We start from the raw sequence: 12919 nt of genomic DNA, 5'->3' as shown, positions 1-12919 counted from the left end.
ATTGGAAGCACCATCCTGGTTCACCGCCGAACCGCGCAACACCGCCAGAACCTGGTGCCCACGACGGCGAGCGTCCGACAACCGCTCCACCACCAGCACCCCGACACCCTCGCCCCAACCCACCCCATCAGCCGCCTCGGCGAACGACTTACACCGCCCATCAGCGGCCAACCCCCGCTGGAGGCCGAAGTCGGTGAAGGTGTCGGGCGTGGCCATCACCGTCACGCCTCCGGCCAGCGCCAGATCACACTCCCCGCTCCGCAGCGCCTGCGCCGCCAGATGCAACGCCACCAGCGACGACGAACACGCCGTGTCCACCGACACCGCCGGCCCCTCCAGGCCGAACGCGTACGAGACTCGCCCGGACACCACACTGGCCAGGCTGCCGTTGCCCAGGTAGCCGGCATACTCCTCCGGCACCTTGCCCGGCCGAGTGCCCCAGTCGTGGTACATCACTCCGGCGAACACCCCGGTCGGGGTGCCGCGCAGTCCGGACGGGTCGATGCCGGCGCGCTCCAGAGCCTCCCAGGACGCTTCGAGCAGCAGTCGCTGCTGCGGGTCCATGGCGGTGGCCTCGCGCGGACCGATGTCGAACGGGGCGGGGTCGAAGTACGCCGCGTCGTGCAGGAACCCGCCCTGCCGGGTGTAGGTGCGACCCTGCTTGCCGGGCTCGGGGTCGTAGATGCCGGTGATGTCCCAGCCTCGGTCGGTGGGGAAGCCGGTGATGCCATCGCGGTCGTCGACCAGGAGTTGCCACAGGTCGTCGGGGCTGGTGACCTGACCGGGGAAACGGCAGGCCATCCCGACAACGGCGATCAGGTCACCAGCGGCGTCACCGGCAGGATCATCGGCAGGGCCGCCGGGCGCAGCGGCCGCGACCGGACGGCGGGCAGTGCCGCCGAACACCGTGGCATCCAGATGCATCGCCAGCGCGCGAGGAGTGGGGTGATCGAACACCAAGGTCGGGGTGAGCCGTAACCCGGTCACCGTGTGCAACCGGTTACGCAACTCCACCGCGGTCAGCGAATCGAACCCGAACTCCTGGAAAGGCCGATCGGCATCGATGGCCGCAGCGGTGTCATGCCCCAGCGTGGCCGCCGCCTGAGCACACACCATGTCCAGCAACTGCCGCTGGCGCTGCCGCGCCGACAGATGTGCCAGCGCCATCACCGGCCGCTCCGCACCCGCGCCAGCCGTACCAGCGGCGCCGGGCGCCGCGGTGGGATCGGCCACCCGCGCGGGATCAGCCGCGGGACGCACCGCGGGACCGGCCAACTCCCGCAACAGCGCCGGCAGACCGGCCCCACGCCGGCCCAGCGCCGCCGCATCGAACCGGGCCGGCACCACGAACGGCCGCCCCGCCACCACAGCCGCGTCCAGCAGTGCCAACCCCTGACCCGCGGTCAACGCCACCACGCCAGCGGCATGCATCCGCGCCTCGTCACGCGCGCCGATCCGACCGGCCATCCCCCGTTCCTCGGCCCACGGCCCCCACGCCAGCGACACCGCCGGCAGACCAGCCGCCGCCCGAGCCACCGCCAACGCATCGACAAAGGCATTGGCCGCCGCGTAATTGCCCTGCCCGGCCCCATCCATCACCCCGGCCAGCGAAGAGAACACCACAAACCGCGCCAGATCCCCACCACGCGTCAGCTCATCCAGATGCCACGCCGCATCCACCTTCGGCCGCAGCACCGCCTCCACCCGACCAGCCGACAACGACGAAACAACCCCGTCATCCACCACCCCCGCCGCATGCACCACCGCACGCAACGGCCACACCCCACCAACCCCCTCCAACAGCACGCTGAGAGCGTCCCGATCAGCCACATCACACGCGGCGACAGACACCTCGGCACCCAGCCCGGTCAGCTCATCACGCAATTCAGCCGCGCCAGGGGCCTCCAAGCCCCGGCGAGACACTAGCAACAGATGCCGCACCCCATGCACCGCCACCAAATGCCGCGCCACCAGGGCACCCAACCCGCCGGTACCACCAGTGACCAACGTCGTCCCATCGACCGGCCACACGACCTCGGCATCCTCACCGCCCACCTGGCCGGCTTCCCCAAGCGACGGGAAGACTCCACCGTCCAGGTCGGGGGATGCCACGTGCGTCATCCGGGACACCCACAGCCGGCCCCCGCGCACCGCCGCCTCCGGCTCACCACAGGCCAGCGCCGCCGCCACCGCGTCGGTCACCTCGTCACCGCTTCGGCCCAGCGAGGCACCGGCAGGCGCCACCTCACCGGGTGCCGTCTCGGTGTCGCTTTCCAGATCGACCAACGTGATCCGGCCCGGCTCCTCCGACTGAGCGGCCCGCACCAGCCCCCACACCGCAGCCTGCGCCGGATCCGGAACCTCGCCGTCGGCCACGGCCACCGCACCCCGGGTCACCACCACCAACCGGGCGTCAGCTCTCGTTTCACTGGTCAGCCACTCGCGCAAGCGGGCCAGCACCGAACCCACGCCACGGCGCAGGCGGTCCAGCGTCCCACTGTCGGCGGATCCGACCCTGGCCCACTCGGTGGCATCGATGACCAGATCCGCGCCGATGCCACCCGACGACACCGTCACGTCCATCGGGCGCCACACCACCTCGTGCAGCCACTGATGCGCCGCAGAGCGCGAACTCGACCACTGCGCGGGCACCGGGCGGTAAGCCAGTGACGTCACCGTGGCCACCGGCCGGCCCACCGGGTCGGCGAGGTCGAGCCGAACCCCGGATTCCTCGTCCGGGCGCAGCCTGACCCGCGCCGCACGCGCCCCGTCGGCATGCAGTGACACCCCGCGCCAGGCGAACGGCAACGCCGTGTCCTGCTCGTGGCCGGGCAGCAGGTCGGTGGCGTGCAGGGCCGCGTCGAGCAGCGCTGGGTGCACGCCGAAGCCCGTCGCCTCCACCCCGTCGGCCAACGCCACCTCGACGAAGACCTCCTCGCCGCGGCGCCAGGCTCGGGTGAGGCCGCGGAAAGCGGGGCCATAGTCGTAGCCGCGGTGGGCCATCGCCGGGTAGAGGCCGGTGACGTCGAGCGGTTCGGCGCCCGGCGGTGGCCAGTCGGCGAACTCGTGTGCCGCCGCCGAGCCGGGAGCGGGGACGGGGGAGAGGATGCCGGTGGCGTGCCGTAGCCAGACACCGTCTTCGCCGATGGAGTGGATCTCCACGGGCCGCCGCCCGTCCACGGCGGATCGGCCGGCGACCACCCGGATCGTCACCTGACCCCGACTCGGTAGCTCCAGCGGGGCGTGCAGGGTGAGCTCGTCGATGGTGGGGCAGCCGACCTGGTCTCCGGCGCGCAGGGCCAGTTCCACGAAGGCGGTGCCGGGCAGGATGGGGGTGGCGTTGATGGCGTGGTCGGCCAGCCAGGACTGAGCGGTGAGCGACAGTCGGCCGGTCAGGATGGCGCCGCCGTCGGGCTGCTCCACCACCGCACCAAGGATCGAATGGTCGGCGGCACGCAGACCGAGCGCGGCCGGGTCACCGGTCGGAGCCGCCTGCAGCCAGTAACGGCGATGCTGGAAGGGGTAGGTGGGCAGATCCAGGTCGCCGACGCGGGTCCCAGCCGGTCCCGCCGTTCCGGTTCCGGTGGTCCAGGACGGCCAGGCGGTCCAGTCCACGCCGGTGCCGCAGGTCCATGCCCGGCCCAGTCCGGCGACCAGTTGAGCGGTCTCGTCCCGGTCGCGGCGCAGCAACGCCACCACCGAGGCAGGCTCCGCGTCTTTGCCGGCACCGCGGACCTGGGCGTGGTCGCCGTCTCCACCACCGGTTCCGTCGAGGTGCCGGTCACCGGCGTGGTCGTTGTCGTTGTCGTGGTGCGCGAGGGTCTGCTCGATCATGGGCGCCAGCTGGGCGTCCGGGCCCGCCTCGATGAAACAGCCGACGCCCTGCCCGCGCAGGGTGGTCACCACATCGGCGAACCGCACCGGCCGGTGCACATGCTCCACCCAGTAGCCGGGCTCGGTGATCTGCGACCCGGCGGGCCGTCCGCTCACCCCCGACACCAGCGCCACGGTCGGCGGATGGAACACCAGCGACGCCGCCACCGCGGCGAACTCCTCCAGCATCGGCTGCATCAACGGCGAATGGAACGCATGTGACACCCGCAACCGCCGGGTCCGGTGCCCGCGCTCTCGCGCCCACTCCACCACCTGCTCGACCTGGTCGGACGCGCCGGAGACAACCACTGAACCAGGCGCGTTGACCGCGGCCACGGCCACCCGGCCGTAATCGGCCAGGACCGGGGCAAGGACGTCCTCGCCGCAGCCGATCGCCGCCATCGCACCACCGGACGGCAACGCCTGCATCAACCGGCCACGAGCGGCCACCAACCGGCACGCGTCCGCCAAATCCAGAACACCGGCCACATGCGCCGCGGTGATCTCCCCCAGCGAATGCCCGGCCACATAGTCAGGCCGTACCCCGAATGATTCCAGCAGCCGGAACAACGCCGTCTCCACCGCGAACAGCCCGGCCTGAGCGAACACCGTCTGATCCAGCACCCCACCAGCAGCAGACCCACCAGACTCGCCGGTCTCACCGGTCCGGCCGAGGATGATCTCCCGCAGGTCCAGCCCATCGGCCAGGCCGGTCACCACCCCGGCAGCGTCGATGGCGGTGAGCTCGGCCTCCAGCAACGCACACGCCTCATCCAAAGCACGGGCGAACACCGGGAAAGCGGCATACAACTCCCGGCCCATCCCGGCCCGCTGAGCACCCTGACCGGAGAACACCACCGCCACCCGGCCCGGCCGCACCCGGCCCACCACCGAGGCCATCGACCCGCCGGCCGCCAACCCCGAAGCCTGCGACTCCTCGGCGGCCAGGGTCCGCAGTCCGGCCAGCAGACTCTCCCGGTCCGCCGCCGGCAGCACCGCCCGGTAATCCAGGGCGGCCCGGCGCGCCAGCCCGGCCGCCACCTCCACCGGACCGGCCGCATCGTGCCCGGCCACGAATCCCGCCAGCCGACCGGCCTGCGCCCGCAACGCCGCCTCGCTCTTGGCCGACACCACCACCGGCACCGGTGTCGGCGCGGCGGCGTGGTCGCCCTCGAGCGCGGTGGCCGTGATGCCGTCCCGCTCCGCCGGCTCCGCCCCGGCCCACGCTTCCTCGCCGGCGGGCACGACCGTTCCGCCGCCGGCCACCGACGGCTCCTCGACAGGCGGCTCTTCCACGATCACATGCGCGTTGGTGCCGGAGATGCCGAACGACGACACCCCCGCCCGGCGCGGCCGGCCCTCGACCCGCGGCCACGGCCGGGCCTCGGTCAGCAGCTCCACGGCGCCACCGGACCAGTCCACCTTCGACGACGGCGCGTCCACGTGCAGCGTCCTGGGCAACAGCTCGTGCCGCATCGCCAGGACCATCTTGATCACACTGGCGATGCCGCCGGCCGCCTGGGTGTGACCCAGGTTCGACTTGGCCGAGCCCAGCCACAGCGGCGACCGCCGGTCCTGGCCGTAGGTGGCCAGCAGCGCGTGCGCCTCGATCGGGTCCCCCAGCGCGGTGCCGGTGCCGTGCGCGTCGACCGCGTCCACATCCGCGGGCTCCAGCCGGGCGGCCGCCAGTGCGTCCTGGATGAGCCGGCGCTGCGCGGGACCGCTCGGCGCGGTCAGCCCGTTGGACCTGCCGTCCTGGTTGATCGCGGTGCCGCGCACGACGGCCAGCACCCGGTGCCCGTGGCGGCGCGCCTCGGAAAGCCGCTCAAGGACCAGCACCCCGACACCCTCGGAGAACGCGGTGCCGTCCGCGGCGTCGGCGAACGCCTTCACCCGGCCGTCCGGGGCCAGCCCCCGCTGCCGGCTGAAGGCGGTGAACATGCCCGGGCTGCCCATGACCGTCACCCCGCCGACCAAGGCCAGGGAGGACTCGCCGGAGCGCAGCGAGGCGCAGGCCAGGTGCAGCGAGACGATCGCGCCGGAGCACGCGGTGTCCACCGTGATCGCCGGCCCGCACAGGCCGAGTAGATAGGCGAGCCGTCCGGAGATCACACTGGGCGCGTTGCCGGTCATCAGGTAGCCGTCCAGGCCCTCCGGCGCCTGGTGCACGCGCACGCCGTACTCGTGTACCTCGGCGCCGAAGAACGAGCCGACGGGCCGGTCGCGCAGCGACGTCGGGTCGATTCCCGCGTGCTCCAGCGCGGCCCAGCAGGTCTCCAGGACCACCCGCTGCTGCGGGTCCATGGCCAGCGCCTCGCGCGGGTTGATGCCGAAGAAGTCCGCGTCGAACCCGGTCGCGTCGAGCAGAAAGCCGCCGTGACGCACGTAGCTCTTCCCTGGGGCGTCGGGGTCCGGGTCGAACAGGTTCTCCAGATCCCAGCCGCGGTCGGTGGGAAAGTCGCCGAGCACCTCGCGCTCCTCGGCGAAGATCCGCCACAGTCCCTCGGCGGAGTCGACGCCGCCGGGGAACCGGCACCCGATGCCGACGAGGACGACCGGGTCGGCGTCGGCATCGGGCGTGACGTCCAGGACGTCCGCGCGGCCCGTGGCGGGCTCCGGCACGGGCAGACCGAGTACGGCGGCGCGGACGTAGTCGGCGACCAGCTCGGGTGTGGGGTAGTCGAAGGCCAGGGTCATCGGCAGCGTCACGCCGGTGGCGGTGACCAGCCGGTCGTGCAGGTCCACCGCGGCCAGGGAGTCGAGGCCGAGTTCGCGGAACGGCCGGTTGGAGGTCACCTCGGCCAGCTCGCCGCCCTCCACTCCGCGCAGCGCCTCCCTGGTCTCCCGGTGCACCAGTTCCAGGAGCACCCGGCGCTGCTCCGCGGCGGGCAGCTCGTCGAGGCCGTCGAGCTCGGCCTCGGAAGGGCCGCCGTGGTCTCCTGGGGTTGCCATCATGCGCTCCGGGGGTCGGGGTTTCGCGGCGGGTCGTAGACGCGTTGGCGTTGCAGCCGGGAGACGGAGACGATCTCGTCTCCGCGGATCACCACTTCGGTGGGCGCGGGGCGGCCGAGGAACAGCGACAGGCTGGCGGTGAGGCCGTAGGCGCCCGCGTGCGGGATGGTCACCAGATCGCCGGGGGCGGGGTCGGGCAGTTCGACCTCGCGGGCGAGCAGGTCGCCGGGTGTGCACAAGGGCCCGGCCAGCGCGGCCCGGCGGCCGGGCACGGCGTCGTGCGTCGTGCCGCCGTTCGGTGACGCGGGCTTGACCTGGACCGGAAGCAGCCGGCCGAGCCCGGACATGCCGCCGAACGCGTTGATCCCCGCGTCCAGGATGACGAAGGTGCGGCCCCGGCTCTCCTTGACGTTGACCACGCTGCAGTGCAGCTCGCCGCAGTCGGACACCAGGTACCGGCCGGACTCGCAGGCGATGCCCGGCCGGCCGTCCCGCCACTGCGGCAGGTACTTGTCCAGCGCCTCTTCCAGGCCTTTGCGCAGGTTCGGGTAGGCGGATCGCGTACCGGGCACGCCGTACGGCGCGGAGAACCCGCCGCCGAGATCCACCAGCTCGAGTGGTTCGCCCAGGATGCGCTGCACCTCCGCGGCGACCGTCACGGTGTGCTGGAACTCGCCGAGCAGGCTGTCCTCCTCCGCGGCGTTGCTGAGCGGGAAGAAGTGGGCGCCGATGATCCGCGTGCCCGCGACCGCGCGCATCGCGGCCACCTGCGCGGGCAGCTCCTCCATGTCGTTGCCGAACTGGGAGGGGGTGCCGGTCATCCGGATGCTGGTGGCGGCGGCCGCGGTGGCGCTGTTCACGCGCAGCAGGCATTTGGCGACGGTGCCCTGCGCGGTCGCCGCGGCGCCGACGTGTTGCAGGTCGGTGAGCGACTCCACGGAGAACAGCCGCACCCCGGCGGCGAGCGCTTCGGCCAGTTCCCCGGCGGTCTTGCCGGGCCCGGTGTACAGGCAGTCCGCGCCGGTGAACCCGGCGGCCAGCGCGGCCGCCAGCTCCCCGGTGGAGCTGATCTCCGCACGGCAGCCGCCGCCCGCGGCCGTACGCAGCGCGCCGGCCACGTCCGGGTGGGGGTTGGCCTTGAGCGCGTAGTAGATCGTCGTGCCTTCCGGCATGAACTCGGCCAGGTCCCGGTGCGCCGCGGTGACCCGGTCCAGGTCGTACACATAGAGCGGGGATCCGAAGCGGCGGACCAGTTCCTCACGGGTGATCTTCGGAGGCGTGCGGAGGGGCTCCGCCTGCCGGGCCGCGTCCGTGGGCACCGAGTCCGCGAGCGGCTCCCGGGGACGGGGCGCGGCCGGACGTGCTTCCCGTGCGTGCATGTCGCGCAGCCGGTCGCGGGCGTACTTGCCGTGCGCGGACCGCGGGATCTCCGGGATCACCCGGCAGATCGCGGGCACCTTGGCGGGCTCCAGCCGGGCGGCCAGTTCGCGGAGGACGGCGTGGGGTTCCAGCTCCGCCCCGTCGGCGGCCTCGACGAAGATCGCGAGATCGTGCTCACCGTCCGGGGGCAGCGCGGCGGCCGCCCGGACCCCGGCGATGTCGAGCGCCGCCGCCTCGATCTCCACGGTGCTCATGCGGATGCCCTTGCGTTTGAACATGTCGTCCCGGCGGCCGTCGAAGTAGAGGTAGCCGTCCTCGTCGAGGTGGCCGTAGTCACCGGTGTGCAGGCGCCGCTCCCCGGTCTCCGGGTCGAGGCGGAACGTCTTCGCGGTCACCTCGGGATTGCGCCAGTACCCCGGCATCACGTGCGGGCCGGTCACCACGATCTCCCCGGTGGTCCCGGTGGGCACCGGGTTCCCGTCGGCGTCGAGGATGTGGACGACGGTGCCGGGCAGCGGCCGTCCGACGGAGTCCGGGCGCTCCCGCTCCTCCTCCGGAGGCATGACGGAGATGCGCTTGCACTCGGTCTGGCCGAACTGGCGGACCACCTGGGCGCCGGGGAAGTGGGTCCGCAGCGCGTCGATGGTGGCGGCGGGCAGCGCCGCGCCGGTGTTGGTGAACAACCGCACCCCGCGGGTGGGCTCGGCCTGCCGCTGTGCCGAGGCGATGATCATGTTGGCGAGCGAGGGCACGATCGGGACCACCGTCGCCCGGGTCTTGCGGAACTGGTCGACCAGCCGCAGGTCGGCGCCGGCGTCGGCGAAGACCAGTTCGGCGCCCACGGCGCAGGTCATCAGCAGCTTGTACAGCCCGTAGTCCCAGGACATCGGGAAACGGCAGAAGACCACGTCGTCCGGGCGGTAGTCCAGCGCCTCGACGAGCGCCACGGTGGCGAAGCAGACCTGGGCGTGGGGGCAGATCACCGCTTTCGGCTCCGCCGTACTGCCCGAGGTGTACACGAGCGCGGCCAGGTCCGAGGGGTTGATCTCACTCGGCACGGCCACGCGCGCCCGTCGGCTAGCGAGTTCGGTCACCTCGTCCCAGACCGCTTCGAAGTCGTGGACGGGTGCGCCGGTGAGCGCGCGCACGGCGTCGGGTTTCCCGCCGGCGGATTCGATGATCACCAGCGCGGGGTCGGCGTTCTCGAGCACCGAACGCAGGTGGAAGCTTTTCATCGCCGGATTGAGCGGCACGAAGACGGCGCCGTGACGGGAGACGCCGAAGAACAGCGCCGCCAACCGGCGGTCGGTGGGGGCCTGAACCACCACTCGCGTGCCCGGGCCGACGTTGTGCCCGGCCAGCCAGCGATCCACCGCGTGGCTGATCGTATCCAGTTCGTGATAGGTCCAAATCCCGGTGGAGTCCCTCACTGCTGGCGAATCGGGAAACTCCGCGGCGCTTTGGTCGAGAAAGTCGTGGATGAATGTCCCGTTGTATATCGGCCGGTTATTCCGCATAATCGACGATCTCCCTCAGGCGGCAGAGATCAGGCTAAGTCGGGGCTCCCCCCCCAGATGTACCCCTAGCCGCCCCTAACGCCGGGGCCGGTCGCCTACTCACAATGCCAGTAATTGTGGGCGTTTCACCGATCAGGTGGCGGCGGCGTCGCTCGCGGCGTAGGGGCCGCACCCGCCGGACCTCGGGCAGCGGATGACGCCGCTCCAGCAGCGCCGCCACCTCCGGGGCGGCGGCCGCGGCGGCACCATGGGCGGAATCGCCTCACCGGTGATGCCGAGCGCTTTCCGGCCGGTAACCGGCACCCGCGACCCCTGGCAGGCCGGCAGCACATCGGCCGGCTCGGCGGTGGCCGCGATGAGGTGTTCGCAGTCGTCCAGCACGGCATCGGCTCTCGGCAGGGCGCATCCGCAGGCACCGGGAGTTCCGCGAGTCGAGGGGCAAGTTTATCTACAACCCGCCAGGGCGTGATTCATTTAGAAGTACTTAGAAATGTCCGGATTCACATTTACAATATCGCCATCCATCGCTAACCTGCTGACCGCAGGGGAAGAGTCCATGATCCTTCCGCCGTGGAGATGACATGGATACGCGCATTCCGGAATGCACGTCGTCATATCGCGGAGCTCAGACCCTCCTGACTTGTATCGACGACCGGATCGAAGCAGCCTCCATGCCGAGTACCAGGCGCGACCGCTCGCGTCGACGTGGCAATTGGCGGAGTGTGTAGGGGAAATCAGCACGATGATGGATATGAATTCGCAGGGGCCGGGGTGTGCCTCGGGCCCATCGATGAACCATCCGGCGGTCACCGCAGACGTCGATCAGCTGCGAGAACTGCTGGAGCAGCATTACCCGTATTACTACCTTCGTATTGTCAAGTCGCATCCGAATGGCGCTCGATACCAGCTTCTCCACCGGGGAAAGATCGGCCTGTACACCGCGTCATATGGGGCAGAGATTCGTACCGGGACGTCGGAGTCGTTCAACTTCTATGCGATCATGCCGTTGCGAGGGGCCGGCGAGGTGACGCTCAACGGGGGGGACGTCACCGCACCGATCTCCCTCATAGGTCCCCAGCAGAAGATCGACATGCGTTGGAGCCTCGATCACGAAGTAATGCTGATGCAGATTCCGTCGGCACTCATGCAGGAGGCGCTCGAGGCTTACCTAGGTGATTCTCCCAAGGAGCGACTGCGGTTCGAACCGGGGGTGGATGCCACCAGCGCGCTCGGTCACGCGCTGAGAATGCTGTCGTCGACCGGTACGGGGGGGACGCTGCCCTTCGCGGCCTCGAAGCTGGCCGAGCATCACTTCGAGCAGTTCCTGCTGCACACCTTGCTCTCCTCCCAGTCCCACAATTACTCCCACGCATTCGGCGGGCCCCCCGCCTCGTGGACCCCTGCCGCTCTTCGGCGTGCGACCCGCTATTGCGAAGATCACGCCGGCGAACCGATCTGTCTTGGCGACATCGCCGCCGCGGCCAGGGTCGGCGTCCGCACTCTCCAGCTCGGTTTCCGCGAGCATCTGCGGACCACCCCGATGGCCTATCTCCGTTCCGTACGGCTGGCTCACGCCCACGCCGATCTGGTCCGTATCGCCGAGACGGGCAGCCAGACGACCGTCACGGATGTGGCCCTCCGGTGGGGATTCACCCATCTCGGCCGTTTCGCGGCCCTGTACAGGCAGGCCTACGGCCGGCCGCCGTCCAGCACCCGGCAAGGACACCGGTAAACGCGGCAGCCCCTTGGCGTCGCCCGCACCCGTCGCTCAAGCCAAGACCGCTCGCCATCGATCAGATGTGGCGGCTCCGCCTTCAGCCCCAGACGCCCCATGACCACGAACACCAGACGAATCACGGACGCAGCACAGTAGGCCTCCCGAACCGGCCACCCCTGACATTTTCCTTTTTCTTGAAAAGATCATGCTGCATCACCGGGTGCCGGTTGAATTCGCGCATGAGATTCATCCGACAGGGGGCCGTACTGGCCGCGGTCACGGTCATGACAGCGGCGGTCGCTCCCGTGGCAGCGACCGCCGCGCCAAGCTCGTGCGAGGCGCCGCCACGCAGCAGCCCGGCCTACGACGACTTCGTGCTCACGTACACGTCCGAATGCGCCACCAAGAAGAACTACGACCGGACGTTCCAGGACGTCACGGCGTCTGTTCTGGTCGACAAGCGCAACAGGCTGGCGGTCACGACGTCGACGGCGCTGGCCGGCGCGATCGCGTCGGTCAAGGTGAACGACAAGGAGTTCATCTCCAGCGGCGGCCATGGTGCCGCTTTCCAGTACGCCTTCCACGCCTGGCAGAAGGGCGAGGCGTCGACCGAGTGCTACAACCCCACGCAGGCCGGCGCTCGCGTGGACGACGTGGGCCAGCCGCCGCCCTACCACGGTCCCAGCACCAGCGCGCTTTACACCATGGCCAGGTCCGGCGGCTCCATTCGCACGGAGGTGAGGCCCGCGATGTTCGTCACCCTCGCGGACACGAAACCGGGCTGGGGCGACTGCCGCAGCGCCGACCACCAGGCCAAGCGCGTCCCGTTCACCATGGGCCTGTCGCCGTACTGGCTGCGGACCTCGATCGAGCTCGCCCCCGATCACGACGTGCCCGAGCTGGAGAACGTCTTCCGCGCCGCCGCCACGATCACCTCGGACGACGAACGACACGACTACTTCGACGGCGTCCTCGTCGCCTACCTGCAGCCGGATTTCACCAAGGTCTTCTCCTACAGCCCCGCCACCGGTCGCCTGTCGCCCAAGCCCGTGGACTCTCACACGAGCAAGGACCCCATGGTCCGTTGTACGGGCGACGGCGACTACTGCCTCGGCATGTACGTCAAGCCCGACGTTCTCGGCGACAAGGCCTACTACTACACGATGACCCGCCCGCCCACGGACTACAACGGCCACTTCGGCGAGAACACCATCCAGGTCACCACCCCCGGCGGAGTCATGGACAAGGGAGACAAGGTCACCTACGAAACCTACGTGGTCGTCGGCAACAAGAGCCGCGTCCAACTCACCATGACCCAGCTCCACCGCGCCTTCAGGTAGTCGGTCCCCGGCCACGGGCTGCCGGTCCGAAACCGTTCCATCACCGCGTTGAACCGCCGTCGCAGATCCAGAATCGGGCCTCGCTCACCCAGCGGCGAGTGAGGCCCGATCAAGGACCACTCCTCGTCGGTGAGGTCTCC

At 70.6% G+C, this 12919-nt stretch carries 5 protein-coding genes; 2 read left to right on the top strand and 3 right to left on the bottom strand.

All coding sequences use genetic code 11. From position 1 onward, the window contains the following. The 3 genes from ABZU32_RS34330 to ABZU32_RS34320 form a co-directional block, all read right to left on the bottom strand. On the bottom strand, positions 1-6825 hold a 6825-nt coding region (locus tag ABZU32_RS34330), incomplete at its 3' end, for an SDR family NAD(P)-dependent oxidoreductase (protein WP_354929049.1). After that, positions 6825-9722 carry an AMP-binding protein gene (locus ABZU32_RS34325; protein ID WP_354929046.1) on the bottom strand — a complete coding sequence of 966 codons (2898 nt, stop codon included), beginning with the start codon at positions 9720-9722 and terminating at the stop codon, positions 6825-6827. The genes ABZU32_RS34330 and ABZU32_RS34325, both read right to left, overlap by 1 nt. Positions 9723-9854: 132 nt before the next feature. Next, complete coding sequence (locus ABZU32_RS34320) at positions 9855-10103, bottom strand: hypothetical protein (RefSeq protein WP_354929043.1); 249 nt, start codon at positions 10101-10103, stop codon at positions 9855-9857. Between the two features lie 370 nt (positions 10104-10473). On the opposite strand from ABZU32_RS34320, the gene ABZU32_RS34315 reads away from it, so the two are divergent. Then, complete coding sequence (locus ABZU32_RS34315) at positions 10474-11454, top strand: AraC family transcriptional regulator (RefSeq protein WP_354929040.1); 981 nt, start codon at positions 10474-10476, stop codon at positions 11452-11454. A gap of 224 nt (positions 11455-11678) precedes the next feature. Further along, positions 11679-12779 (top strand): hypothetical protein, encoded by a 1101-nt coding sequence (locus ABZU32_RS34310; RefSeq protein WP_354929037.1) that lies wholly within the window; start codon positions 11679-11681, stop codon positions 12777-12779. Positions 12780-12919 lie beyond the last annotated feature (140 nt).

The organism is Sphaerisporangium sp. NPDC005288 (assembly GCF_040607475.1).
Taxonomy (GTDB): Bacteria; Actinomycetota; Actinomycetes; order Streptosporangiales; family Streptosporangiaceae; genus Sphaerisporangium; species Sphaerisporangium rhizosphaerae.
The sequence above is the reverse complement of the archived record's forward strand: the minus strand, read 5'-3'. Positions and strand labels throughout refer to the sequence as shown.